This is a genomic window from Paracoccus suum, assembly GCF_003324675.1.
Taxonomy (GTDB): domain Bacteria; phylum Pseudomonadota; class Alphaproteobacteria; order Rhodobacterales; family Rhodobacteraceae; genus Paracoccus; species Paracoccus suum.
Window position 1 is genome coordinate 3,019,991 of sequence record NZ_CP030918.1, and the last position, 23,381, is coordinate 3,043,371.

Annotated in this window: 22 protein-coding genes; 5 read left to right on the forward strand and 17 right to left on the reverse strand. The window is 64.7% G+C overall.

The window, feature by feature from the left end; translation table 11 throughout:
- Positions 1 to 2: 2 nt before the first annotated feature.
- The gene (locus DRW48_RS14650; RefSeq protein WP_114077068.1) at positions 3 to 1,994 is read right to left on the reverse strand and encodes a hydantoinase B/oxoprolinase family protein; all 1,992 of its coding nucleotides are present in this window, start codon (positions 1,992 to 1,994) and stop codon (positions 3 to 5) included.
- Positions 1,991 to 4,024, reverse strand: coding sequence for a hydantoinase/oxoprolinase family protein (locus DRW48_RS14655; RefSeq protein ID WP_114077069.1), 2,034 nt, complete (start codon positions 4,022 to 4,024; stop codon positions 1,991 to 1,993). The genes DRW48_RS14650 and DRW48_RS14655 overlap by 4 nt, the downstream gene beginning before the upstream one ends.
- Positions 4,025 to 4,184: 160 nt before the next feature.
- Here DRW48_RS14655 and DRW48_RS14660 point away from each other — a divergent pair, with 160 nt between their 5' ends.
- Positions 4,185 to 5,222: an AraC family transcriptional regulator gene (locus DRW48_RS14660; RefSeq protein WP_162784790.1), complete on the forward strand. Its 1,038-nt coding sequence runs from the start codon at positions 4,185 to 4,187 to the stop codon at positions 5,220 to 5,222.
- A 49-nt stretch (positions 5,223 to 5,271) separates the two neighbouring features.
- Here the strand turns inward: DRW48_RS14660 and DRW48_RS14665 are convergent, their stop codons facing one another.
- The 5 genes from DRW48_RS14665 to DRW48_RS14685 are packed head-to-tail and all read right to left on the reverse strand — an operon-like array spanning position 5,272 to position 8,894.
- The gene (locus tag DRW48_RS14665; protein WP_114077071.1) at positions 5,272 to 5,988 is read right to left on the reverse strand and encodes an aspartate/glutamate racemase family protein; all 717 of its coding nucleotides are present in this window, start codon (positions 5,986 to 5,988) and stop codon (positions 5,272 to 5,274) included.
- A 35-nt stretch (positions 5,989 to 6,023) separates the two neighbouring features.
- A complete protein-coding gene (locus DRW48_RS14670) occupies positions 6,024 to 6,752 on the reverse strand; it encodes an amino acid ABC transporter ATP-binding protein (RefSeq protein WP_114077072.1) in 729 nt (242 codons plus the stop codon).
- A complete protein-coding gene (locus DRW48_RS14675) occupies positions 6,733 to 7,389 on the reverse strand; it encodes an amino acid ABC transporter permease (RefSeq protein ID WP_114077073.1) in 657 nt (218 codons plus the stop codon). Before DRW48_RS14675 ends, DRW48_RS14670 begins: the two co-directional genes overlap by 20 nt.
- A complete protein-coding gene (locus tag DRW48_RS14680; RefSeq protein ID WP_114077074.1) occupies positions 7,386 to 8,060 on the reverse strand; it encodes an amino acid ABC transporter permease in 675 nt (224 codons plus the stop codon). Before DRW48_RS14680 ends, DRW48_RS14675 begins: the two co-directional genes overlap by 4 nt.
- Before the next feature lie 51 nt (positions 8,061 to 8,111).
- On the reverse strand, positions 8,112 to 8,894 hold the full coding sequence (locus DRW48_RS14685; RefSeq protein WP_114077075.1) for a transporter substrate-binding domain-containing protein: 783 nt from the start codon (positions 8,892 to 8,894) through the stop codon (positions 8,112 to 8,114).
- 230 nt (positions 8,895 to 9,124) lie between these two features.
- Between DRW48_RS14685 and DRW48_RS14690 the strand changes: the two genes are divergently transcribed.
- Entirely contained in the window at positions 9,125 to 10,042 is a 918-nt protein-coding gene (locus DRW48_RS14690; protein WP_114077076.1) for a LysR family transcriptional regulator, read from the forward strand.
- 111 nt (positions 10,043 to 10,153) lie between these two features.
- Entirely contained in the window at positions 10,154 to 11,242 is a 1,089-nt protein-coding gene (locus DRW48_RS14695) for a threonine aldolase family protein (protein ID WP_241963294.1), read from the forward strand.
- A gap of 26 nt (positions 11,243 to 11,268) precedes the next feature.
- Here DRW48_RS14695 and DRW48_RS14700 read toward each other — a convergent pair whose 3' ends face one another.
- The 8 genes from DRW48_RS14700 to DRW48_RS14735 all read right to left on the reverse strand — a co-directional run bounded on the left by DRW48_RS14700 (position 11,269) and on the right by DRW48_RS14735 (position 21,175).
- Positions 11,269 to 11,961 (reverse strand): response regulator, encoded by a 693-nt coding sequence (locus DRW48_RS14700; protein WP_114077078.1) that lies wholly within the window; start codon positions 11,959 to 11,961, stop codon positions 11,269 to 11,271.
- Complete coding sequence (locus DRW48_RS14705) at positions 11,954 to 14,644, reverse strand: sensor histidine kinase (protein WP_114077079.1); 2,691 nt, start codon at positions 14,642 to 14,644, stop codon at positions 11,954 to 11,956. Before DRW48_RS14705 ends, DRW48_RS14700 begins: the two co-directional genes overlap by 8 nt.
- A 3-nt stretch (positions 14,645 to 14,647) precedes the next feature.
- Positions 14,648 to 15,211 (reverse strand): potassium-transporting ATPase subunit KdpC, encoded by a 564-nt coding sequence (gene kdpC, locus DRW48_RS14710; RefSeq protein WP_241963295.1) that lies wholly within the window; start codon positions 15,209 to 15,211, stop codon positions 14,648 to 14,650.
- 9 nt (positions 15,212 to 15,220) lie between these two features.
- Positions 15,221 to 17,260: a potassium-transporting ATPase subunit KdpB gene (gene kdpB, locus DRW48_RS14715; RefSeq protein WP_114077080.1), complete on the reverse strand. Its 2,040-nt coding sequence runs from the start codon at positions 17,258 to 17,260 to the stop codon at positions 15,221 to 15,223.
- Positions 17,261 to 17,269: 9 nt separating this feature from the next.
- The gene (gene kdpA, locus DRW48_RS14720; protein ID WP_114077081.1) at positions 17,270 to 18,955 is read right to left on the reverse strand and encodes a potassium-transporting ATPase subunit KdpA; all 1,686 of its coding nucleotides are present in this window, start codon (positions 18,953 to 18,955) and stop codon (positions 17,270 to 17,272) included.
- A 3-nt stretch (positions 18,956 to 18,958) separates the two neighbouring features.
- Positions 18,959 to 19,048, reverse strand: coding sequence for a potassium-transporting ATPase subunit F (locus tag DRW48_RS14725; RefSeq protein ID WP_114077082.1), 90 nt, complete (start codon positions 19,046 to 19,048; stop codon positions 18,959 to 18,961).
- 424 nt (positions 19,049 to 19,472) lie between these two features.
- Positions 19,473 to 20,522 carry a VOC family protein gene (locus tag DRW48_RS14730; RefSeq protein WP_199286124.1) on the reverse strand — a complete coding sequence of 350 codons (1,050 nt, stop codon included), beginning with the start codon at positions 20,520 to 20,522 and terminating at the stop codon, positions 19,473 to 19,475.
- Between the two features lie 350 nt (positions 20,523 to 20,872).
- Positions 20,873 to 21,175, reverse strand: a complete 303-nt coding sequence (locus DRW48_RS14735) for a M20/M25/M40 family metallo-hydrolase (protein WP_338418422.1) — start codon at positions 21,173 to 21,175, stop codon at positions 20,873 to 20,875.
- Here DRW48_RS14735 and DRW48_RS14740 point away from each other — a divergent pair.
- Together DRW48_RS14740 and DRW48_RS14745 are read left to right on the forward strand one after the other, a co-directional pair.
- Positions 21,099 to 21,599: a DUF3489 domain-containing protein gene (locus DRW48_RS14740; RefSeq protein WP_114077611.1), complete on the forward strand. Its 501-nt coding sequence runs from the start codon at positions 21,099 to 21,101 to the stop codon at positions 21,597 to 21,599. The two genes, DRW48_RS14735 and DRW48_RS14740, sit on opposite strands and share 77 nt — an antisense overlap.
- Positions 21,600 to 21,649: 50 nt before the next feature.
- Positions 21,650 to 22,495, forward strand: coding sequence for a DUF429 domain-containing protein (locus DRW48_RS14745; protein WP_114077612.1), 846 nt, complete (start codon positions 21,650 to 21,652; stop codon positions 22,493 to 22,495).
- Here DRW48_RS14745 and DRW48_RS14750 read toward each other — a convergent pair.
- A complete protein-coding gene (locus DRW48_RS14750) occupies positions 22,492 to 22,710 on the reverse strand; it encodes a DUF7220 family protein (RefSeq protein WP_114077083.1) in 219 nt (72 codons plus the stop codon). The two genes, DRW48_RS14745 and DRW48_RS14750, sit on opposite strands and share 4 nt — an antisense overlap.
- Entirely contained in the window at positions 22,707 to 23,279 is a 573-nt protein-coding gene (locus DRW48_RS16420; protein WP_241963486.1) for a hypothetical protein, read from the reverse strand. The genes DRW48_RS14750 and DRW48_RS16420 overlap by 4 nt, the downstream gene beginning before the upstream one ends.
- Positions 23,280 to 23,381 lie beyond the last annotated feature (102 nt).

Sequence of the window (23,381 nt, forward strand, 5' to 3'; positions counted from 1 at the left end):
CCTCAGGCGTCCCAGAACGCGACGGTGCGCTTTTCGAACATTTCGCGGAACTGCTGGGTAGATTTCTCCAGCAACTCGCCCGTGCCCCACTCCAGGATCACCGCGTGGCGCCGCAGCACGTCAAGGACGTCGATCTCGCCCTTGCGAAAATTCTCGGCAACCGTCTCGGGGTTCTCGCGCGCCCAAGCGACACGGTTCTGGCGGATGTAGTCGCGGGCCTTTCGCGTCGCCGCCTCGTCGATCTCGTATTCCTCCAGGTCCTGATCGACGACTTTCAGGACGACGCCATAATCACGCTCTGCCCGGCGCAGTGAGACATAGCCGTCGGCGACGTCCTCAAGCACGGCCTGGGCATCACGCTCCAGCACGTCGCCGAAACCGCCGCCCCCTGCTGTGGGACGGCTGAACGCATCCCCCCTGGAAACCGGGACGTCAGAGAATGCGGCGCCGAGCCAACTTCCCTCCGTCTCGCCCGCGCGCGTCAGAGTGATGCCGTGCGGACAGGCCGGCAGACCGCCCTGGATGCCGTAGACCACGGACCGCTCGCGGTCGCAGAAATACGAGATGACGGTATTCTCGACATCCAGCAGTTCGGTCGACTTGACCACCCCGACCCCACCGCGCCACTTGCCCGGACCGGCGGAATCGACCAGCACCTGGTATTCCGTGGTCAAGATGGGCGATGCACGCTCCTGCCCCTCGGCGGGCTGGGACTGAAGGCCAGTGCCGAACAGGATCGAGGTCAGGTTCGCGCCGTCTTTGCCATTGCGCGCCCCCCAGCCACCCGGCAGCCAGTCATAATACATGAAGATCTGGCGATCGCCGTGGCGGGCGTCTTCACCCCCGGCGAGCATGTATTCATTGTGGAACGTGCAGGCCATTGCGCGTTCGGGCACGATTTCTGACCACATGCCCGCAACCGCGTTGACGATCTTGTCGAAGGGCATGACAAAACCTGTCACGGCCACCGGCCACTTGGCGTTCACCACGGTGTCTTCTGGCGCGATCACCTCAATGACGCGGTAAAACCCAGAGTTTAGCGGCAGTTCGGGGAAGAAGTACTTCGTCGCCGCCACGCAGGCTGAGAATGTGCCGCCGAAGGCGGAATTATAGAGCGACGCGACGCAAGGGTGCGAGCCCGTGAAATCATAGATGATCTTGTCGCCGGTCAGGGTGAGCTTGACCTTGATCGGGATGAGGCCTTCCCCCTTGCCATGGTCGCGGTCCATGAAATCGACCGTCTCCCACGTGCCCTTCGGCAGCGCGCTCAGCTGCTGCAAGGTTGCGCGCTCGACGTAGTCCTGCACTTGGGCAAAACCGGCGAGCACCGTGTCCTTGCCGTATTTCTTGACCAACCGATGGATCTCGCGCTCGCCGATGCGGGTCGCCTCGGCCTGGGACTGCATATCGCCGATAATCGAGACAGGATCGCGTGTCTGCGCCGCGATCAGGTTGGCGACGTCGTCGCAAAAACGGCCGGCATGCCAGACCCGCACCGGTGTGATCCGCATTCCCTCGCGGAACATGTCGCGTGCTTTGACGTCGAATGATCCGGGAACCGAGCCACCCATGTCCGTCCAGTGACCGTTAGACTGGGCAAAGGCGATGACCTCGCCATCGACGAAAATCGGTCGGATCAGGCGAACGTCGGGAAAGTGTGTCCCCCCCGCGTAGGGATCGTTGATAGCGTAGACATCGCCGTCCTCCATCCGGCCCTTGAAGACGCGGATCACGTCCTTGCAGGTCAGGTGCAGTGTCCCGACATGGCCGGCGAGGTCCTTGGTCCCCTGCGCGACCGAGTCGCCGTTAGCGTCGTTCAGCCCGTTCGAGAAGTCGCGGTTGTAGATCACGAAGGAATAGCAGGTCCGCAGGATCTGCTCGGACATCTGGTTGACCGAAGTGATAAAAGCGTTCTTCAGCACCTCGAAGGTGACCGGATCCAGTTGCCCAGCGGCGGGCGCGGCGGTCGGCGTTGCGTATTCGGAGGTCTTCATGCCTGGCCCTCGAAACGGATAACAATGTTCCGGAAGCGGTCGATCTCGGCCGTAGTGGCCGGAGGGACCACGGTAGTTGAGTCGAACTGCTCGATGATGGCTGGCCCCACGATCAAGGCGCCGGCGTTCAGCGCCTCGCGCTGATAGACGGGCGTGTCATTGTGCGCCTTCCCCTTGAACCAGACGGGACGGCGCGCAATCGGCTCGGGCGTGTTGGCGACCGGCTCATGTTCGATTACCGAGGCTTTAGGTACAACGCCAATGGCGGTCAGGTTCACCCGGTGAATGCTGACCACAGCCTCGTCACGACGGAAGTTATATTCCTGCTCATGCAGAGCGTGAAAGCTAGCCTCCAGCTCGCTCATGGGCGGCAGGCTTGCCCCCACGGGCACCGTCAGCGAACGCCACTGGCCGCGGTACATCATGTCGATGCTGCGCTCGAGCACGACGTTTTCCGGTGCGACACCCTCATCCTTCAGCAGCGCCCAGGCGTCCGCCTCCAGCTTTGCGAACAGCTCCGCGACGATTGCGGGGTCCGTCTCGCGCAGCGGCGATATCAGTGTTTGGCTGAGGTCGTGCTGAATATCGACCAGCAGGCATCCCATGGCTGAGGTGACACCCGGGTTAGGCGGCACGATCACGACCGGCACTGCCAGTTCGCGCGCGATCTCGACACCGTGGAGCGCGCCGGCGCCACCAAAAGCGACCAGAGCAAAATCCCGGGGATCATGGCCACGGGTGATCGACAGCAGTCGCACCGCATCGGCCATGTTGGCATTCGCCACCTGCACGATGGCCTCCGCCGCCTCGTGCAATTCCATGCCCAGCGGCTCGGCAATTCCTTCGCGAACCGCGGTCTCAGCCAGGGCGGGGTCCAGCGTCAGCCTGCCTCCGGCCAAGCTGGTGCCCTGCCGTCCCAGAACCAGATTTGCGTCCGTGTTCGTGGGGATCGTATTGCCGTTGCCATAACAGGCCGGCCCGGGGTTCGAGCCTGCCGATTGCGGACCGTTGCGCAACGATCCCGCGGGATCGATCCAGGCATGCGAGCCGCCGCCAGCGCCAATGGTGCGCAACTCGATCGCAGGAAACCGGATCGGATAGCCGAATTCGATGAACCAGTCCTTGGTGACCGTCGACTTACCGTCCACGGCCAGCGAGACGTCACAGCTGGTGCCGCCCATGTCGAGGCTGATCGAGTTCGGGAAACCGCACTGCACTGCAATGTGCCGACCGGCGATGGCACCGGCCGCGATACCCGATCCAGCCAAGCGCGCTGCGTAGTGCCGCGCCGCGTTCGCGGTCATCGAGCCGCCGCCGGAATGGAGCAGCAGCAACTCGCGCGAATACCCCTCGTCTCGAAGCCGCCCGTCGAGCTTGGCGCAGTAATCGCCCGCGACCGGGCTCAGCGCGGCATTGACGACAGTCGTCGAGAACCGTTCATGCTCGAAAATCTCGGGGAGCGTCTCCGACGATGTCGCGACGGGCACATCGTCGAGCTCCTCGACCAGGATTTCCTTCATGCGGCGTTCGTTGGCAGGGTTCAGATAGGCGTTGATGAAGCAGACCGCCACTGCCTTGACGTCGCGCTTTTTCAGAATGCGGGCAATTTCGCGTGCCCGGGCCTCATCCAAGGGGGTGACAATTTTACCCGATCCGTCCACGCGCTCGGGCACATCCAGACGGTCCCGGCGCGGGATGTAGGGCGGCGCGACGTCTTTGTAGGTATCCCAAAGATCCTCCTTGTCCGACCGACGTATTTCAATGACATCGCGAAAACCTTGTGTGGTCACCAACGCCGTCCGCGGCAGGCGACGAGTAATCAGCGCGTTGGTCGCAATCGTGGTGCCATGGGAAAGCAGGGCGACATCGCGCAGGTCCACATTTCCGCGCGCAAGGCCCGCCATGAAGCCGTCAATGGGATCCGGCGTTGTGGGGACTTTGGTTACCCTGATCGAGTTGTCGGCCGCGTCCATGATGCAGACATCGGTAAAGGTTCCCCCGATGTCGATCGCAACCCTGAGTTCCGCCATACAGTCCCCCTACCTCGCCTTTGCGGGCAACTCGCGAGTCATGTTTTGCGACTGACCGCGCCCTGTTCGCTCCCGTGTGACGAATCGGTAACCGCGATTTCGGTGGCAGCTCTTGACCATATGCGCCATATTTTTGTCATTTCATGCCATGAGAGAGCCTATGACTGACTTGCCCCCCGTCCCGAAGGTCAGATCCTACGTCCTCGCCCCCTATGTCGAGGCCCTCTCAGCTGCGGGAAAAAGCCTGGAGCCGACCCTGCGGCGATACGGAATAGAGCCGGAAATCGTGCACCAAATCGACGAATTGATCCCGCTGGAAAATTTCCTGGCGATTACGGAGATCGCTTCCCAATTGGCCGATGATAATCACCTCGGCTTGCGACTCGGTGCGAATCTTCCTTCTCAGCAACTTGGTGCCCAGGGAGTCATCATTCGTAGCGGCAAGAACCTGGGTGTCGCACTGGCCAGCTATGCAAACTGGGCCACGGCATTACAGGAAGCGACGCAATTTCTGTTTACACGTCAACGCCATGATGCCCGATTCATTTACCGCCTCGGCATTCGCGGCCCATACGGCGAGCGACAGGATATCGAGTTCACGCTGGGCAATCTGTTTAACCTCATTCGCGCCCGGATGGGCCAGTCATGGCGCCCGACAGAAATGCATTTCGAACATTCTGCCCCGACCGGCCCCCGGCAACACGAGCGAGTCTTCGGTTGCCCCGTCTATTTCGATCGTCCGGTCAACATGCTGGTCTTGCCGCTGTCGGACCTGGAAAAGGAGGGCATGTCGGGGACATCCTGGCGTGAAAGGGCGATGATCCCACTGCTGCAAGAGCATGTAGCGAAGCTGACGCTGAGCGCAGAGAATCACGACAGCCTCGCCCGCAGGATTGCAATGACGGTCGATCAGTCCTTGGGGCGCGAACGCATGACCCTCGTCGCCGTGGCCGACAAGCTGAACATGTCGGTCCGAACGCTGCAGCGCCGGCTGGAGGCCGAAGGAACGACCTTCAGAGAAGTGCTCGGCGCCGAGCGTCAGCGCGTCGCTGAGGGGGTCCTGCGAAACCGCGAAACAGGCCGGGTTCTAAGCGCCGCGATCCGCGCGGGCTATTCAGATGCCTCATCGCTGAGCCGCGCCTACAAGCGCCGGACAGGGAAAAAACCAAGCAAATACAGTAGGGGGTGGGAAAGCTGATCACCCGCCTGTGGCGGGGTTGGCCTTACGCCTTCTCCGTCTCCCGAACCTAACGCGCCTCTGCCTGCAGGTCATCACCGATGGCCATCTTGATCGCCGCCTGGCAATGCAGTTCGGTGGTATCGAACACGGGAATATCTGTGTCCGTCGCGCTGACCAGCAGCGGGATCTCGGTGCAACCCAAGACCACGCCCTGGCTGCCGGACTGCTGCATGCGCTCCATCACCTCGATATAGCCGCGGCGCGTGTTGTCGAGGAAAACGTTCTTGACCAGTTCCTCGTAGATCTTGTCGTTGATATAGGTGCGGTCTGCGTCATTCGGGATCATCGTCTCGATGCCGTATTCCGCCAGTTTGTCCGCATAGAACGGGCTTTCCATCGTCTTGCGGATGCCCAGCAGGCCCAGCCGGTCGAGGCCGAGGCGACGCGCCTCAAGGGCACTTGCCTCGGCGATGTGCAGGATCGGAATGCCGACCTCGGCCTCGATCCGCGAGACGAAGCGGTGGGCGTTGTTGCAGCAGATGATCAGGAAATCCGCCCCGCCGTCAGCAACGCGGCGGGCGGCCTCGATCACGACGTCCCCGGCCGCATCCTCGTCGCCCTTTTCCAGATAAGCGGCTGTGTAATCGGCCCGGTTGACGCTGGCGAGGACCAGCTTGGCCGAGGCCGAGCCGCCGAGCCGTTCGTTCGCGATCTCGTTCAGGCGACGGTAGTATTGCGCGGTGGACACCCAAGTCAGTCCGCCGATCATGCCGATGGTTTTCATGATGCTATCCTCGCCATGGTTTTCACGATGGGCCGTCAGTGACCGCGGCCCAGGAATTGTTGCAGCTCGGGCGTTTGCGGTGCGCCGAACACCTGCTCGGGCGGCCCCTGTTCGTGGATGCGGCCGTCATGCATGAAAATGACGCGCGTGCAGACGTCGCGGGCAAAGCGCATCTCGTGGGTGACCATGACGAGCGTCATGCCCTCGGCCGCCAGTTCCTTGACCACGCTCAGCACCTCGCCCACCAGCTCGGGGTCGAGCGCGGAGGTGATCTCGTCGCAGAGCAGCGCCAGGGGTTGCATGGCCAGCGCCCGAGAAATCGCCACGCGCTGCTGCTGGCCGCCCGACAGCTTGTCAGGATAGGCATCGAACCGCTCGCCAAGACCGACACGCTCGAGCATCGCCTGCGCCACCTCGCGGGCCTCGCGGTCGCCGATCTTCTTGACCACTTTCTGGGCCAGCATCACGTTGCGGCCGGCCGTCAGGTGCGGGAACAGGTTGAACTGCTGAAAGATCATTCCGACCTTCAACCGCAGCGCACGCAGGCTCGCCTCGTCGCTGGCAAGCTTCGTGCCCGCGACGGAGATCGAGCCACCGCTGATCACTTCGAGCCCGTTGATGCAGCGGAGCAGCGTGGTCTTGCCAGAGCCGCTCTTGCCGATGATCGCCACGACCTCGCCAGGCTCGATCGCGAGATCGATGCCTTTCAACACCTCGACCGCGCCAAAGCTCTTGCGGACGTTTTCAATTTCGATGAGGGGCATTGAGCCTCCTTTCAAGCATGCGGCTGCCCTGCGACAGCGGCCAGCAGAGCAGGAAATAGATCAGGCCGACCAGCGCAAAGACCAGGAACGGCTTGTAGGTCGCGTTGGCCACCGCGGTGCCGGCCTTTGTCAGCTCAACAAACCCGATGATCGAGGTCAGCGCGGTGCCTTTCAGGACCTGGACTGAAAAGCCGACCGTCGGTGGAATGGCGATGCGCAGCGCCTGGGGCATGATGACATGCCGCATCTGCTCGATCCGGCGCATCCCGAGGCTGGCCGAGGCCTCCCACTGACCCTTGGCGATCGCCTCGACACAGCCGCGCCAGATCTCGGCCAGGAAGGCGGCGGTCCAGATGACCATGCCGACGCCGGCGGCAAGCCAGGCCGGCACGTTCATGCCGAATAGCGCCAGGCCGAAAAACACCAGGAAAAGCTGCAGCAGCAGTGGCGTACCCTGGATCAATTCGATGAACCAGCGCGCCCCGATCCGAATTGCGCGGATGGACGAAATGCGCAGCATCAGGATGCCGAGGCCCAGCAGGCCGCCGCCGATGATGGCGACGAGAAACAGCACGATGGTCCATTCCGTCGCCAGCAGCAGATTGCGCAGGATGTCCCACATGGTGAACTGGGTCATTTCCGCGGCCCCCTCTGTGCGAACATCAGATATCCGACGCCATTCAGCGCCTGTCGCAGGACCAGCGCCAGCACCAGGTACAGCAGCGTCGCCACGATGTAGGTCTCGAACGCGCGGAAGTTGCGCGACTGGATGAAGTTGGCGGCAAAGGTGATGTCCTCGACCGAAACCTGCGAGACCACGGCCGTTGAGAACATGACAATGATCAGCTGCGAGGTGAGGGCCGGCCAGATCCGCTTGAGGGCCGGGTTCAGCACCACATACCAGAAGGTCTGCAGCCGGCTCATCGCGAGGCTGGCGCCCGCCTCGAACTGGCCGCGCGGCGTCGCCTCGAGACCTGCGCGCACGATCTCGCTGCTATAGGCACCGAGATTGATCATGACCGTAAGCCCGGCCGCGAAATTGCTCGACATGGACAGGCCGATCGACGGCAGGCCGAAAAAGATGAAATAGAGCTGGACGAGGAACGGGGTGTTGCGGATCACCTCGACATAGACGGCCACGATCGGCCGCAGCGCCTTGGGACCGTCGGTGCGAACCCAGGCGCAGAAGATGCCCAAGCCCACGCCCAGCACGCCGCCAACCAGGATCAGCAGCAACGTGACCAGCACGCCTTTGCTCAGAAGCGGCCAGTATTCCGCCAGCCAGCTGTAGTCGAAATCGTAAACCATGCGCACTCCGGCGAAGGCGGCAGGCCCGTGAAGGACCCGCCGCCGCTTGCATCAAAGATTGGCCGGTGCGGGCTCGCCCAGCCACTTCTCGGACAACTCGTTCAGCTTGCCGTCCGCCTTCAACGCGTCGATCGCCTCATTGATCGCACTAATGAAGGCGGTGTCGCCCTTGACGGCACCGACATAGGCGCCCTCGTCATTCAGCTTGAACTTGGTCTCCAGCGGGCGCTTGGCGTCCTTGGCGACCATGAAAGCCGTGATGTTGCCGGTGACGAACAGATCGGCCTGGCCGGACATGTAGGCGGCCTGCGTGCCGGTGCTGTCCTCGAAACGCTTCAGTTCGGCGTCCTTGGGCACCAGGTCCGAGATGATCAGGTCTTGGGTCGAGCCACGCGTGACGGCCAGCGACTTGCCGGACAGATCCTCGGGACCCGAGACCTTGACGTCGGGCGGACCGAAGACGCCGTTGAAGGTCATCGCGTAGGGCTTCGAATACTCGACCACCTTCTCGCGCTCGGCATTCTTGCCGAGCGAGGCGATGATGACATCGACCTTGCCGGTTTGCAGGTACGGAATCCGGTTTGGCGCCGAGACCGGGACGAACTCGGCAGTTACGCCCAGCTTTTCGGCGATCATGTTCGCCAGGTCCACATCCAGCCCGAGGGGCTTCATGTCGGGCCCGACGGAGCCGAACGGCGGATAGTCCTGCAAGACCGCGACGCGCATCTTGCCGGCGGACTTCAGGTTGGCGACCGTGTCCGCATGTGCGAAGGCCCCGAGGCCCGACAGGGCCATGGCGGTGACCGCGACGCGGAACAGTTGACGACGATTCATTCGTGCACTCCCTTGACGGGAAGCATGTCTCAGGCCTGCGGCACCCTGGGGTAGGTACCGCTTCGTCGGCCGAACAAGGCTTCCCGATGTATCGAACGTCCCGGCGCGATGGACTGCGCCTCCCCGGGTAAAAATAGACCGCAAAGCAAAATACCGGGCCAATACAAACTTCACCCAGAGTCATGCAAATCTGATATGGAGCACAGCACGACGGGCGAAAGGGGCGTGCAATGCGGCTAAATGCGAGACTGGTCGAGTGCTTCAATGCGGTGATGACCGTGGGCACGGTGACCGCCGCGGCGACCATGCTGAACACGTCGCAGCCGGCCGTCAGCCGGTCGATCAAGCAGCTTGAATCGGCCACCGGGCTAAAGCTGTTCCAGCGCGAAAAGGGCCGTCTGATCCCGACCGCGCATGCGCTTGCTTTCTTCGAGGAGGTCAAGAAATCCTTCAGCGGCCTCGATCAGCTGGGCCGGGTCGCCGCCAGCCTGCGCGGTCACCAGAGCGGCAGCGTCAGTATCGTCTGCGCACCGGTATTCTCGTATGGTTTCGTCGCCGACGCAGCCAGCCGGTTCCTCGACAAATACGAGGCCGTCAGCCTCAGCGTGGACACCCAGTCCTCGCCCACGATCGGCGAGTGGATGGCCGCGCAGCGCTTCGACATTGCGGTGGCCCGCTATCATTCGCCACCTGGTAGCGTAATCGCGACGCCCTTTTCCGAGCCGGAGGAGGTGTGTGTGCTTCCCCCCTACCATCCCCTCGCGGCGCGCAAATTGTTGACGGCCAAGGACCTTCAGGGATCGCGCTTCGTCTTCTTGGGGAATAAGGACCCGTACCGTTTCAGGCTCGACACCGTGTTCGACCGGGCCGGGATCGACCGCGACCTAGTGGTCGAAACGCCCCATTCCGCCTCGGCCTGCAGCATGGTTCTGAAGGGGGCCGGCATCGCCATCGTCAATCCGTTCACGGCGGTCGACTTCCTGCCGCACGGCCTGATCATGCGCCGCTTTGCCAACAGCCTGCCATTCACGACCACGCTGCTGCGCGCCCGCCACCGTCCAGCATCGCCCTTGGTCGATCTGTTCATCAAGGAACTGTATCTGACCCGCGACCGCTACCTCGAGATCGCAGCGCGCGCCCTGGAATAGTTTGAGGCGGGCCCATATCGGATGCGCATGGACTAGCGCGATCTTGGCATTGGCGAGCCTCAAGCCGCCCCGTCTAGGCTGCGCCTGCCCATTGGTCCCAGCTGGAAGTGCATGATGCAGCCGAAACGAATGATCGATCTGTTCAGCGATACCAAATCGCGTCCCAGCGAAGCCATGCGGCGCTTCATGATGCGGGCCGAAGTCGGCGACGAGCAGAAGGACGAGGATCCGACCGTGCGCACGCTGTGCGAGCGCGTGGCCGACATGCTGGGCAAGGAATCCGCCGTCTACCTGCCCTCCGGCACGATGTGCAACGAAATCTCGCTGGCCGTGCATTGTCGCCCCGGCGAGGAAGTGATCTGCGACCGCAGTTCGCACATCATCCATTACGAGGCCGGCGGCCCGGCCGCGCTCTCGGGCGTGATGATCCGTACCGTCGACGGCCACAACGGCATTTTCAACGCCGAGCAGCTCGGTGCCGCGATCCGCCCCGAGAGCCGCTATGCCCCCCGCAGCCGGCTGGTCTGCGTCGAACAGACCGCGAACCTCGCCGGCGGTCGCATTTGGCCGCTGGAGACGATCCGTGAGGTCATGACGGTGGCTCGGCAGGCGGGCCTTTCGGGTCACCTCGATGGCGCACGTCTTCTGAACGCCGTAGCGGCCACCCGCGTCGCCGCACGCTCCTATGCCGAGCCTTTCGATTCGGCATGGATCGACCTGACAAAGGGCCTCGGCGCGCCGGTTGGGGCCGTTCTGGCCGGCTCGCGCGATTTCATCCGCGAGGCCTGGCGCCTCAAGCAGATGTGGGGCGGCGCGATGCGCCAGGCCGGCATCATCGCCGCGGCCGGGGTCTATGCGCTGGACCACAACGTCAACCGTCTGGTCGACGATCACGACAACGCCCAGCGCCTCGCTCGCGGCCTTGCGCAGATGGACGGCATCGGCCTCGACCCGGCGGACGTGGAAACCAACATGGTGTTCTTTGACGTCGCGGGCACCGGCCTTACCGCTGCCGAGATCGTCGCGGTCGCGCGCGAAAGGGGCGTGCTGATAGGCGCCTTCGGCCCCAGCACCATCCGCGCCGTGACGCATATCGATGTGAGCGAAGCCGATGTCGATGTTGCGCTGCAAGTCCTTGGCGGCATCGTCGAGGATGCGGGGCGGATCGGGACCAAGAAGCTCGCCGCGGCGCACAGCTGACGGCAAGGGCGCGCGGCTCGCCCGCGCTACTCCGATGCAGCCCTGTACCCGATCCCGGGCTCGTTGAAGATCAGCCTCGGATCGGCGGCGCTGTCGCCGAGTTTCTCGCGCAGGCGGGCGATGACGATACGAAGGTAATGGGCGTCGTCGACATGCGCGGGACCCCAGATCGTTTGCAGCAAATCGCGGTGGGTCAGCAGCCGGCCCGGATTGCGCAGCAGCAGGGCGAGCACATCGAACTCCTTGCGCGTCAGGGCAATGGCGACATCGTCCCGCTGGACTTGGCGCGTGGCCAGATCGAGCGTAAGCGGGCCCAGGCGGATAAGCGAGGGCTCGGCGGTTCCGGGCGCGTGTCGCCGCAGCAGCACCCGCAGGCGAGCGAGCATCTCGCCCGTCGCAAAGGGCTTGGTCAGGTAATCGTCGGCGCCCGCATCTAGCGCGGCAATCGTCTCGCGCTCGTCATTGCGAACCGACAGGATCAGGATCGGGGTCTGCGTCCACTGTCGGACATCGGCAATGACCTGCTTTCCGTCGATATCCGGCAGACCCAAGTCCAGAAGGATCGCGTCGGGCGCGCCGGTTGCGGCCATCTCGACCCCCAGGCGGCCGCGTGCCGCCTCGTCCACGGTGTATTTTGCCCCTTCGAGGACGATGCGCAAAAAGCGCCGGATCGGCGCCTCGTCCTCGATGATCAGGATCCGCGGGGCGGGTTCAGCCATCGTCCTCCCCTTCAGCGGCGGCAAAGGTCATGCGGATCGCAGCACCCGGGCCGAACTGCGGGTCCACCACAGCAATCGTTCCATCATTCGCCTCGACCATGCCTTTGGCAATGGCGAGGCCAAGGCCAGTGCCCGCCGGCGCGCCATCGCCGGTCACGGCGCGATGGAACATCTCGAAGACGCGACGCCGCTCGGCCGGCGGAATGCCGGGGCCCTCGTCCTCGACGGTCAGGTGGACCACCGCCTCGTCTGCCTGGCCATAAATGTAGATCGCAGTCCCATCGGGCGCGTATTTGGTCGCGTTCTCGACGAGGTTGGTCAGCGCCTGGCCGATAAGCACCGGATCAATCAACACGGGCGGCAGGTCCGCAGGCAGGTCCAGCCGCAGGTCGAAATTCTGCAGCGGGCGGGCGAGGTCAGCGCGAACCCGGCCGACGATATCCGTCAGCCGGCTGATCTCGCGCCGCGCCAGCAGCTTGCCGTGGCCGAGGCGCGTCATGTTCAGAAGGTTGCCGACAAACCGGTCCAGCCGCCGCGCCTCGTCCAGCGCGGTCGTGGTCAGGTCCGCATTCTGCGCGGGTTGCAGAGTCCCGTCGGCCATGGCCGTCAGCGCGCCGATGACGGTAACGAGTGGCGTGCGCAGGTCGTGGCTGACGCTGTTCAGAAGCGCAGCGCGCAGCTTTTCGGTTTCGGTCGCAAGGCGCGCTCGCTCCAGGTCCCCCTCGACCATGATGCGGCTTACCGCGACGGCGACCTGATCCTCGACCGCCTCCAGCACGCGGCGCGTTTCTGGGTCGAGGCGGCGCTGGGGGTCGGCGAATTTCGCGCCGATCACACCGATCGGGCGGGACTGCATGGCCAGCGGCAGGAACAGCCAGGGCGAGGATGGCAGCGTCCCGGTGCCGGACCCCGCGGGTTCGTTGCGCTGGAAGGCCCAGAGGGCAGCGGCAAAGGCCTGCGGCTCCAACGCGCCGGACAGGTCGGGGTAGCTGCGTACCCGCTGCAGGATACCGCCGTTGTCGGGCATCAGGATCAGCGACTGGCAATCAACGGATTGGGCGATGTGCTCGGCCGCCGCCGCCAGCACCTGGTCGGTCGTGCTGGCCGAGGCGATGCGGCGCGCGAAATCATAAAGCGTTCCGGTTCGCGCCTGGCTGACGCGCATGAACTCGACCTGGCGCTTCAGCCGGCCGGCGAGCGAGCCGGTGAACAGGGCGGAAATCGTGAACACCATCAGCGCCACGACCGATTCATATTGCGAGACGCGCAGCGAATAGAACGGGATGGTGAAGAAATAGTTGTAGGCCATGAAGCTGATGCCGCTGGCGATGATCGCGCCCAGCGTGCCGCGCCGCACGCCGACAAACAGCACGCCCACCAGATACACCACGGCCAGCGATGCTACGGGCACGAGCGCATAGAACGGCCAGGCGATGAGGGTCGAGACAGCCGCGGCGCCCAGCCCCTCGGCCAGCAGCCGCGGCCAACCCTGCAGCTTGGGTCCCGGCGCGGCTGCCTCGCCTTTTCCTTCGGGCGCGGGCGACAGAACGGTCAGCTCGAACTGTTCCGCGCGGTCGATCAGCACCTCGGAGACCGAGGGCCTGATCCACGACAACATGCCCCCCAGAAAGCTGCGGCGGCGATGGCGGGCGACGATCAGGCGGGTGACCCCCAGCCGTTCCGCGGCCGCCAGAAACTCGGCCGCCGGATCGCTCTCGGCCCGCAGTGTCAGGGTGTCGGCGCCAAGGCGCTCGGCCAGTTCCAGCGCCCCGACCATGTTGCCGTTTCCGCCGGGCCCCTCGCGCTCGACGCCGGGGGTGATGACCGTGGCGACGATCCACGGGATGCGCGCCCGGTCGGTCATGCGTCGGCCCATGCGCACCAGCGTCCGGGCGGTGGCGGGATCATCGAGGCACACCATCAGCCTGCCCTGCGCACTGGCCCGCCGCCCGCTGCTGCGCGCCATATCCAGCATCTCGGCATCGATCCGGCTCGCGGCGGTGCGCAGCGCCAGTTCGCGCAGCGCGGTCAGGTTGGGCTTGGTAAAGAAATTCATCAACGCCCGGCCCGCCTGGGCGGGCATGTAGACCTTACCCTCGCGCATGCGCTGGATCAGGTCCTCGGCCGACAGGTCGATCACCTTGATGTCGTCGGCATCCTGCAACACCGCGTCGGGCACGGTCTCCTGCACGCGGATGCCGGTGATGCCGGCGACGACGTCGTTCAGGCTTTCTATGTGCTGGATGTTCAGCGTTGAATAGACGTCGATCCCGGCCTCCAGGACCTCCTCGACATCCTGCCAGCGCTTGGGGTGGCGCGCGCTCGGAATATTGGAATGCGCCAGCTCGTCGATCAGCACGACCTGCGGGCGTCGGGCGAGGATGGCGTCCAGGTCCATCTCGCTCAGCTGCTTGCCGCGGTAGGGGATGATGCGGCGCGGCACCTGTTCGAGGTGGGCGAGGATCGCCGCGGTCTCGGCCCGGCCATGGGTTTCGGCGATGCCGACCAGGACATCGGTGCCGGCGGCGGCGCGGGCACGCGCCTCCTCCAGCATGGCAAAGGTCTTGCCCACGCCGGGCGCCGCCCCGAGGAAGATCTTCAGCTTGCCCCGCGCGGGGATGCATTCTGCCCGGGCCTCGGCCAGAAAGCTCTCGGGATCGGGGCGGTCTTCCTCCGGGATCATGGCTCAGCCGTTCAGCGCGTCGAGGGCAAGGTTGGCCTTCAGCACATTGACGATGCTGTGCCCGACAAAACCGAACGCGGGCCCCGAGGTGGCCGATCCGATGGCGTTGGTGACAACCTCGGGGGTCAGGCCGCGCGCTTCGGCGATGCGCGGCACCTGCCGGATCGCGGCCTCTGCCGTGATATGCGGATCGAGACCCGAGGCCGAAGCAGTCGCCATTTCTGACGGCACCGGGGCGCTGCCAAAGGCGGCCGCCCGCTCGCGGACGGAGGCGAGCAGCGACGCGCTGCTGGGCCCCAGGTTCGAGGCGCCGGAGGACGCGGCGTTATACGCCGGATCGGTGACCGAGGGGCGCGCGTGCAGGTAACCCGGGGCGGTGAAGTTCTGCCCGATCAGGGACGATCCGACGATGACATCCCCTTGGCGCAGCAGGCTGCCATTGGCCTGGCCCGCAAAGATCACCTGGGCGATGCCGGTCATCAGCAGCGGATAGGCCACCCCCAGCAGAAGGGCAAAGCCGCACAGCAAGGTCAGCGCCGGCCGGAGTTGAGAGAGAAGCATGTTCATGACAGAGCCTTATGCCAGATGTGCCAGATCGATAAGCATGTCGATCAGCTTGATGCCGATGAACGGGGCAGCAAGACCGCCGAGCCCGTAGATCAGCAGGTTGCGGGACAGCAGCGCGCCTGCCGACGCGGGCTTGTAGCGCACCCCGCGCAGCGCCAGCGGGATCAGCGCGACGATGACCAGCGCGTTGAAGATGGTTGCCGCGAGGATGGCCGATTGCGGCGTGCCAAGGCCCATCACGTCCAGCGCGCCGAGGCCGGGATAGGCGGCGACGAACAGCGCCGGAAGGATGGCGAAGTACTTGGCGACGTCGTTGGCGATCGAGAACGTGGTCAGCGCCCCGCGCGAGATCAGCAGTTGCTTTCCCACCAGCACGATCTCGATCAGCTTGGTCGGATCGCTGTCGAGGTCGACCAGGTTGCCAGCCTCCTTGGCCGCGGCTGTACCCGAGTTCATGGCAACGCCCACATCGGCCTGCGCCAGCGCCGGGGCGTCGTTCGAGCCGTCGCCGCACATGGCGACCAGCGCGCCCCGCGCCTGCTCGGACCGGATCAGCTCCAGCTTGCCCTCGGGGGTTGCCTCGGCAAGGAAATCGTCGACGCCTGCTTCGGCCGCGATGGCGGCGGCGGTCAGGGGGTTGTCGCCGGTAATCATGACCGTGCGGATACCCATGGCACGCAACTCGGCGAAACGCTCGCGAATGCCGGGTTTCACGACGTCCTTCAGGTGCACGACGCCTAGGACGCGCCCGCCTTCGGCCACGACCAGCGGCGTGCCGCCCGAGGTGCCGATCCGCCGTACGATGTCATCCACATTCTCGCCACCGCCGTCCGGGAAGGTGCGGACCATGGCATCGGCAGCACCTTTGCGGATGCTTCGTCCGTCCGCCAGATCGACCCCCGACATGCGGGTTTGCGCGGCAAAGGGCACGAAGGTCGCCCCGGCCCGTTGCGCGCCTTCGTCAAAGCCGAACTGGCGCACGGCAAGATCGACGATGGATTTCCCCTCGGGCGTGTCGTCCGCCAGCGAGGACAGCCAGGCCGCTTCGGCCATCTGCCGCTCGGACACGCCCGGCGCCGGGATCAGCGCATCGGCCATGCGGTTGCCAAAGGTGATGGTGCCGGTCTTGTCCAGCAGCAGCACGTCGATGTCGCCCGCGGCCTCGACCGCGCGGCCCGACTTGGCGATCACGTTGCTTTTCACCAGCCGGTCCATGCCGGCGATGCCGATCGCCGACAAAAGGCCGCCGATGGTGGTGGGGATCAGCGTGACGAACAGCGCGGCGAGGTAGATCACCGGGATTTCCGTGCCCGACCAGCCCGCAAACACTGGCAGGGTCGCGACCACCAGCAGGAACACCAGAGAGAGCCCCGCCAGCAGGATATCGAGGGCGATCTCGTTCGGCGTCTTGGCGCGGCTCGCGCCTTCAACGAGGCCGATCATCCTGTCCAGAAATGTCTCGCCGGGGCGGGACGTGATCCGCACGACGAGCCAGTCCGAGACGAGCCGAGTGCCGCCGGTCAGGGACGAGCGATCGCCGCCGGATTCGCGGATCACGGGGGCGGACTCGCCGGTAATCGCGCTCTCGTCGACCGAGGCGACGCCCTCGATCACCTCGCCGTCGGTGGGCACCGTGTCGCCCGCCTCGACCAGAATCACCTGCCCGACGTCAAGCCGGTTCACGTCGGTCAGAACCGCGTCGCCGCGTCGAGTGGGGTCCGCCAGCAGCTTGGCCTGGGCCGTACTGCGCGTGGCGCGGAAGGCATCGGCCCGCGCCTTGCCGCGCCCCTCGGCCACCGCCTCGGCAAAGTTGGCGAAAAGGACCGTCGCCCACAGCCAGATCGTGATCTGCAGCGATACGCCGGTGCCCGCGTCGCCCCGGTGCGTGACGACCAGAATGGTGGTCACCATTGCCACCAGCGCCGTCGCAAAGATCACCGGATTGCGCACCAGGCTGCGCGGCGAGAGCTTGCGCAGCGCGGTCCCCACGGCTGGCCGCAGGATCTGCGGCGCGAAAAGCCCGATCTCGGGGCTCGGATGTCTGCTCATGTCATGTCCTCAGAATGTCTGGCCGCTGATCATCGAGACGTGCTCGGCGATCGGACCAAGGGCCAGAACGGGAAGGAAGGTCAGCGCGCCGACGATCAGGATCGTGGCGATCAACAGCACCGTGAAGGCGACGCCATGCGTCGGGAACGTCCCCGCCGTCTGCGGCGCGCGCGTCTTGGCAGCAAGGCCACCGGCGATCGCCAGGACAGGGATGATGTAGCCCCAGCGGCCGAGCATCATCGCCATGCCGATCATGGTGTTGTGCCATGGCGTGTTTGCGCCAAAGCCCGCAAAGGCCGAGCCGTTGTTGGCAGTGCCCGAGGTGTAGGCGTAGATCAGCTCCGACAAGCCGTGCGGGCCCGCGTCCTGCACCGCCGTCTGTGCGTTCCCGGTCAGGATGGAAGCCGCGGCCAGCACCAGAACCCCGGTCGGCATGACCAGCAGCGTCACCGCCGCCAGCTTCATCTCGCGCGCCTCGATCTTCTTTCCCAGCCACTCGGGCGTACGCCCGACCATCAGGCCGGCCAGGAACACGGTCAGCACGACATAAAGGACCATGCCGTAAAAGCCTGCGCCGACGCCGCCAAAGATGATCTCGCCCAGCAGCATGTTGAACAGCGGGATCATGCCGCCCAGCGCCATCAGGCTGTCGTGCATGGCGTTCACGGCACCGCAACTGGCAACGGTCGTGGCGATGGTGAAGAGGACCGTCTGCGCCAGACCAAAGCGCGTCTCCTTGCCCTCCATGCTGACGCCGGGCTCGGTCAGGCCAGCATAGAGCGGGTTGCCCGCGCTTTCGGCGAAATAGAGGGCCAGCAGGACGCCGACGAACAGCACCGCCATGGCCGAATAGATCGCGATGCCCTGCCGGCGGTCACCCACCATGCGGCCATAAAATAACGGAAATGCCGCCGGGATCATCAGGATGGCATAGATCTGCACCAGGTTGGTCAACCCGGTCGCATTCTCGTACGGGTGCGAGGCGTTGACGTTGAAGAAACCGCCGCCGTTGGTGCCGAGCATCTTGATTGCCGCCTGGCTGGCAACGGGACCCTGGGCGATGACCTGGCTCCCGCCCTCCAGCGTCGTCGCATCGACCGAGGCGAGCAGGTTCTGCGGCATGCCCTGCCAGACCAGCACCAGCGTGATCACCGCAGCAATAGGCAGCAGCAGGTACAAGACGGTCCGGGTCAGATCGACCCAGAAGTTGCCGATGTTGTCAGCGGACCGGGCGCCCACGGCCCGCACGACGGCTACCGCAACGGCAATGCCGGTCGCGGCGGACAGGAAGTTCTGCACCGTCAGCCCGAACATCTGCGAGAAATGCGAGACAGTCGTCTCGCCGCCATAGCTTTGCCAGTTGGTGTTGGTGATAAAGCTGACCGCCGTGTTGAACGCCTGGTCAGGCGTCATGGGCCCGAACCCTTGCGGATTGACCGGCAGCCACTGCTGGGTGCGCAGGACGGTGTACAACAACAGGAATCCCGCCGCGTTGAACAGCAGGACGGAGGCCGCATAAGCCGTCCACCGCTGTCCCGCGCCGCTGATGCCGGCCACGCGATAGATGGCGTCCTCAACCCGGCGCAAGGGCGCGATGCGGCCCTGGTAGATCGATGCCATGTAGGGGCCAAGAACGAGGCCGGCCCCTGTCAGCCCCATCAGGAACAGGGCGAAAAAGGTAAGATCGCTGAACATTGCCTAGAACCGCTCTGGCGCGAACAGCGCCATCAAAAGGTAGACGAGCAGGACGAGGGCCAGGCCGCCGCCCAGGATGAGGTCAAACGACATGATGCGCCGCCTTACAGCCGGTTCGCGGCACTGGCCGCCAGCCCGGCAACCGCAAAGACCAGAAGGCCCGCGGCTGTGTAGAGAATGTCGATGGGCATAGGTAAGCTCCGCCTGTTCATGCTCGGGCAGAGGTGGTCGTTATGGGCGTAAAACGGCCACAACGAAGACCTGGGGATGCGTAAAGGCAGCGTAAAAAATGGGATGGGGCAACGGATAGGGTTGCGGCGTCCCGTGAATTTGGGGCCACTAGGTGGCTGGGGACAGATTGCCGCGCCTGCGCATCATCCTTCCGCTTTCAGCAAAGCAGGGCTGGCCGCGGTTTCCCTACAGCACCGGTTCGGCCTGCGCGCCGCACGAGCAAACGCACGGCCTTCAAAACTTCGTTCCGGGGGTGCCGTGACCGGCGCACCGCACTCCCCGAATATTACGCTTCCGCGAATTCCAAAATGACGCCCGACGTCTCGGAAGGTGCAACCCAGAGACCTTCTACGCCGCCCGCCAGCCCCTCAGTCACTGGCACGCCGCCAGAGGCAAGCGCCGCTCGCGCCCCCGCAAGGTCGCGCACCAGAATGCGCAACGCGGCGAAGGCAGAAGGCGGGGTGCCGGCCAAGGCCTCTGGCGACCAGCGGGCGGCCGCGGCCTCAGGCCTCAGGCACAGAATCGAGGCAGAGTCCGAACCGGTGGAGACCAGATACCCATCTTCGGACGGCAGGACCTGTCCGGCGGCAAACAGCCGCGCGTAGCCAGCTGCGGCCTGCTCCGGATCATCTGATACCGCAAAGATCGTTCCAAGCGCGCGTGCGCCATTCGCGTGGGACTGCAACTCGGGCCGCCACACCATGTCGCGCGTCTTGTGCTGGCACATGAACATGATTCCCGCCGGCACTTCCTCCTTTGCGAAATGTGCCGTCGCAAAAGCAGCTTCCCCGGTCGAGCCATCCGGCAGCGGCAGCGGGCGCGCGAACTCGGCAACGGGTGCGGTGGCGATGCCGAACTCTGCCAGCGCGTCCCGCGCCACCCGCGCATCGTCTATACGACAGGCAATGGCGCGCAGCCCGTCCCCATCGCGCGCGATCATCTCGCGCTGATGCTGGTTCATGGAGGTCTCGGCGACGATGCCCAGCAGCTCGAAATAATCGCGCTCGAAAATGATGGTATAGTTGGCAGTCCCCTTCGCCGGGCTGTGGGTGCCGCAGGGCGATATCGTAAAACCCATCCGACGCCATTTTGCAGCGCTGCCGTCCAGATCGGCGGTCAGCAGGAAAAGGTGGTCGACACCTTTGACGGGATGGGCCATCGGGTTTTCCTTTCGCTTGCGGTTGCGCAGGTGCAAGCGCACCGAGGCAGATCGAGTATTCGGCCAGGAATCGCAACCTGCAAGGACGACACGACCGAAATGATGCCCAACCTGCCCACCAGCGAAGTGAATCTGAAGGAAGCCCTTCCCTCCAGCAACGAGTTCTGGGCAGATCACGACAGCGAATTGACCGAACGTTTCAATTCGTGGCTGGCGGGATGAATGGAACTGAGGATGGCAATTGAAATGGCGCCCCGCGTGGGCGCCGTTTTTAAGCTCGGGGCTGTCAGCTGAGAGAGTAGCGAGCCAACTGGCGTAGTATCCCTCCTAACAGCGCGGTCACGGGGGGCTGCTCAAGCCGATGGGACAGGTATCTTAGTCGCGGTTAGATCAACACGAGCTCTCTCTCTCGCGGCATTACCGATACGCCCCGCTGCCAAACCGCAGTAGCCCGCTGTAATGTGATCTTCTTCGCCATGCTTGCGACGACGAAGTTTTCTCCACCACTCCATCGCGGCTGCATACCCTCATGCGATGCCCGCCCTCGCCAGCATTGCATGAAGCAGCACCGACGCCCCCGCCGCGAGATCGTCCGGCGAAGCATACTCCGCGACATTATGGCTGATGCCATCGCGGCACGGCACGAAGATCATCGCAGCGGGCGTGCCCTCGGCAACGTTGCAGGTATCGTGCAGGGCGCCGCTGGCCATTCGCATAGCGCTTTCGCCCAGCAGGGCCGCGGCGTTTTCAACGGTGCTGACGCAGTTCACGTCCAGCCGCGTGGGGGGGATCTCGACGCGCAAGGACGGGGCAGTCTTCCCCGTTACCACCAGCCTCAAGGGCGGCGCCGTCGGCAACGTCTGTAAGAGCCTCCTGAAGCAGGGCCTGATCGAGGAAATCGCCGCGACGGATCTTAACACGGTCTGGCGGCACGACGAAGAGCGCGGCCCGATTACGCTGCGCGCCACCCCGCTGGCCTACAGCACCCTCGGGATCACGGACCAGCAGGACGAGACGCCGGTCGAAACGCCGACCGCCCCGGTCCAGCGCCGGAAGGGGACCAAGCACGAGACCCTGATCGAGATGCTGCGCGCCGAGGGCGGCGCGACCATCGACGAGATCGTCGAAGCTACGGGATGGCAAGCTCACACAGTGAGAGGCGCCATGTCCGGCGCGCTCAAGAAGAAGCTCGGCCTGATGATCACCTCCGAGAAGGTCGAGGGGCGCGGCAGGGTGTACAAACTGAACAACTAAGCGCCTGCATTCCCTGCATGCTTTGGCTATGCTGCTTTGCGGAGGACCCCATGGATCTCGTGAACCCGCAAAGCAGCACGATCATTTTCGGTTTCGACTCTGCGTGGACGGATGCCCCCAAGGCACCCGGCGCAATCTGCGCAGTCGCGTTTGATGAACGGGGTCGTGTCCAGTTCCACGAACCTCGGCTCGTCTCGTTCACGGAGGCTCATAGATTCATTGATGGGCTTCGCAAGGATTTCTTCGTTAGCCTCGTTGCGCTCGATCAGCCCACAGTTGTGCCCAATGCCGCAGGCAGCCGCCCGGTGGACAAAGTCGCTGCGTCCCTCGTTTCTTTTGTCGGCGGTGGCGTTCAGCCGGCCAACCGCAGCAAGATCGGCATGTTCTGCGACGCCTCGCCGATTTGGTCTTTCATTTCGGGTCTCGATGCGACGGAGGATCCGATTCAGGCGCGCACTGCGTCTGCTGGCCACTTCCTTATCGAAGTATTCCCCGCGCTGGCTCTGCCCGCGCTCGACGACGGCTTTTCTCAGCGGCTCTGCGCTCCGAAGTACAATCCCCAGAACCGGAAGAAATTCCGCTTGGAGGACTGGCAGGCGGTGGCGCGCGTGGTCGAGCGTTCAGCTGAGCGGTTCAATGTGCCGGGCCTTGCCGAATGGGCGCATCAGATGCGGAACGCCGCCCAACCTCGGAAGTCCGATCAGGACAAGCTTGATGCTGCCATCTGCGCGCTGATTGGTCTCTGCTGGCGAGCGGGCCCCACTGCTCATTCGGCATTTCTGGGCGACGTTGTTCACGGGTACATGGTCACGCCGATCTCAGACGCGACGTGGCCCCGACTCCAGCAGGCAGCAATCCGGCGCGGCGTGCCGACGTCGCAGGATGTTGGTTCCTAGTTTCTCACCCGGATCGCCTCGAACAGCCGCCGCAGCGCGAAAGACCGCGCTAGGCTCACCACGGTGAACACCGCGCCCATCTTCAGGTTCTGCGCCAGCGTCGTGTGCAGCCCGAAGACCGGGAAGATCAGGATCTGCGTCACGACCGCGACTCCGTAGCCGACGATCACGTTGGCGACAGACTCGACCAGCGGCATGAGGCGGGACTGCTTCATGCCGCTGCCTCATCCATCGGCCAGCAGTGCAGCCGCGAGAGTTCGCAGCGCATGCGCCGCAACCAGCGGGACCACGCCGTTGCCACAGAGGCGAAGCCGGTCCACCCGGTGGGCCAGCCCATCAGCGCCTCGACAAACAGCGGGTTCAAGGTCCGGCGCGGCTCGGAGGTATCGCTCCCAGCCATCGGCGTCACCAGGACCTGGCGGCCAAGCAGACCGTTCACCGGCGTGTTGGCAAGGCTCGTCGCGCCATCCTTGTGGTCGCGGGCCGTCGGCGTCATCCACATCCCCGCCGCATGGGTCAGGTCGGCGGTCCGGCGGTTGCCCGCGCTCGGCTTGCAGCCGTCGTTCGCCATCGGCGTCGGCCAGTCCCGCGCCATGCCGTCCAGACCCTTCTCGTCGCGCCGCTCGCCACCCCAGCTGCGGAAGCTGTCCGTCTGCGGCGTCGGCCACATCGCGGCCGTCGTCGCGAGGTTCATGCCGTGCTGGCCCGCTTGCTGCGATGGCGTCGGCTTCGTCTGCCGGTTCTCGTTGGCGCTGGCCCTCGGCGTCGGCCAGAGGCGCAGCAATTCCGTCCGGTTCCCGCCACTCGACCGGGTGCCAGAGCAGGCGCGCGGGGTCGGCCAGGTCGTCCCCGTCGCGGATGGCGAGGATGAAGAGCCGCTCGCGCT

Bases quoted from the DNA above. Each gene is read 5' to 3' on its own strand.
- DRW48_RS14650 (WP_114077068.1), bottom strand. From the start codon at position 1,994: ATGAAGACCTCCGAATACGCAACGCCGACCGCCGCGCCCGCCGCTGGG.
- DRW48_RS14655 (WP_114077069.1), bottom strand. From the start codon at position 4,024: ATGGCGGAACTCAGGGTTGCGATCGACATCGGGGGAACCTTTACCGAT.
- DRW48_RS14660 (WP_162784790.1), top strand. From the start codon at position 4,185: ATGACTGACTTGCCCCCCGTCCCGAAGGTCAGATCCTACGTCCTCGCC.
- DRW48_RS14665 (WP_114077071.1), bottom strand. From the start codon at position 5,988: ATGAAAACCATCGGCATGATCGGCGGACTGACTTGGGTGTCCACCGCG.
- DRW48_RS14670 (WP_114077072.1), bottom strand. From the start codon at position 6,752: ATGCCCCTCATCGAAATTGAAAACGTCCGCAAGAGCTTTGGCGCGGTC.
- DRW48_RS14675 (WP_114077073.1), bottom strand. From the start codon at position 7,389: ATGACCCAGTTCACCATGTGGGACATCCTGCGCAATCTGCTGCTGGCG.
- DRW48_RS14680 (WP_114077074.1), bottom strand. From the start codon at position 8,060: ATGGTTTACGATTTCGACTACAGCTGGCTGGCGGAATACTGGCCGCTT.
- DRW48_RS14685 (WP_114077075.1), bottom strand. From the start codon at position 8,894: ATGAATCGTCGTCAACTGTTCCGCGTCGCGGTCACCGCCATGGCCCTG.
- DRW48_RS14690 (WP_114077076.1), top strand. From the start codon at position 9,125: ATGCGGCTAAATGCGAGACTGGTCGAGTGCTTCAATGCGGTGATGACC.
- DRW48_RS14695 (WP_241963294.1), top strand. From the start codon at position 10,154: ATGATGCAGCCGAAACGAATGATCGATCTGTTCAGCGATACCAAATCG.
- DRW48_RS14700 (WP_114077078.1), bottom strand. From the start codon at position 11,961: ATGGCTGAACCCGCCCCGCGGATCCTGATCATCGAGGACGAGGCGCCG.
- DRW48_RS14705 (WP_114077079.1), bottom strand. From the start codon at position 14,644: ATGATCCCGGAGGAAGACCGCCCCGATCCCGAGAGCTTTCTGGCCGAG.
- kdpC (WP_241963295.1), bottom strand. From the start codon at position 15,211: ATGAACATGCTTCTCTCTCAACTCCGGCCGGCGCTGACCTTGCTGTGC.
- kdpB (WP_114077080.1), bottom strand. From the start codon at position 17,260: ATGAGCAGACATCCGAGCCCCGAGATCGGGCTTTTCGCGCCGCAGATC.
- kdpA (WP_114077081.1), bottom strand. From the start codon at position 18,955: ATGTTCAGCGATCTTACCTTTTTCGCCCTGTTCCTGATGGGGCTGACA.
- DRW48_RS14725 (WP_114077082.1), bottom strand. From the start codon at position 19,048: ATGTCGTTTGACCTCATCCTGGGCGGCGGCCTGGCCCTCGTCCTGCTC.
- DRW48_RS14745 (WP_114077612.1), top strand. From the start codon at position 21,650: ATGGATCTCGTGAACCCGCAAAGCAGCACGATCATTTTCGGTTTCGAC.
- DRW48_RS14750 (WP_114077083.1), bottom strand. From the start codon at position 22,710: ATGAAGCAGTCCCGCCTCATGCCGCTGGTCGAGTCTGTCGCCAACGTG.